This is a genomic window from Rhodococcus sp. H29-C3 (assembly GCF_030063405.1).
Lineage (GTDB): Bacteria > Actinomycetota > Actinomycetes > Mycobacteriales > Mycobacteriaceae > Rhodococcoides.
This window is the reverse complement of the sequence record NZ_JASITC010000065.1, coordinates 1-873: the sequence shown is the minus strand read 5'-3', so window position 1 is coordinate 873 and position 873 is coordinate 1. Positions and strand designations below refer to the sequence as shown.

Sequence of the window (873 nt, the reverse complement as noted above, 5' to 3'; positions counted from 1 at the left end):
CACCCACCAACTCCACATCACCCACCACCACAGACGAATCACCCACCACCGCACGCAACACACTCACCAAACGCTCCGCAAAACCATCCACCGTCGACCGATCGAACAAATCCGTCGCAAACGTGAAATACCCACCCACACCCAAAGGACGACCACCCTCGTCGTAACGATCCGTCACGATCAAATGCAGATCGAACTGCGAAATCCCTGTATCGGCGTCCAGACCGCTGACCGACAACCCGGATAATTCCAGCGAACTCTGCGCAAGATTCTGGAAAGACAAGCCCACCTGGAACAACGGATGCCGCGCCGTCGACCGAACCGGGTTGAGCACCTCCACGAGCCGCTCGAACGGCACATCCGCATGCGCGAATGCCTGCAGATCACTCGCCCGAGTCTGCGCCAACAACTCCTCGAACGTCATCGAAGAATCGACCCGACTACGGAAGACCAACGTATTGACGAACATTCCGATGATGTCGTCCAACGCTTTGTCGCTACGCCCGGCGAACGGAGTGCCGATCGCAATGTCATCGGTACCCGACAATCGAGCGAACAACACTGCCATCACTGAATGCACCACCATGAACAGTGTGCTGTTGGTCCGACGCGCAAGCTGCACGAGTTGAGCATGCAGGTCCGCATCGACCGCGAAGTCGGCTCGATCTCCTGCATACGACTGCACCGCCGGACGCGGACGATCGATCGGCAGATCGAGCTGATCAGGAAGGCCCGCCAGCGCGGTCTTCCAGTACGACACCTGCTGGGCAGCAATCGAATCCGGATCGTCCTCACTACCGAGGACCTCACGCTGCCACAACGCGTAATCGGCGTACTGCACCGGCAACGGAGCCCAACCAGGGGCCTCACCGG

Annotated in this window: 1 protein-coding gene; it reads right to left on the bottom strand. The window is 59.3% G+C overall.

The window, feature by feature from the left end; genetic code table 11:
- Window positions 1-873: condensation domain-containing protein (locus tag QMK32_RS25190; protein ID WP_283478304.1), on the bottom strand; the 873-nt coding region annotated here is incomplete at both ends.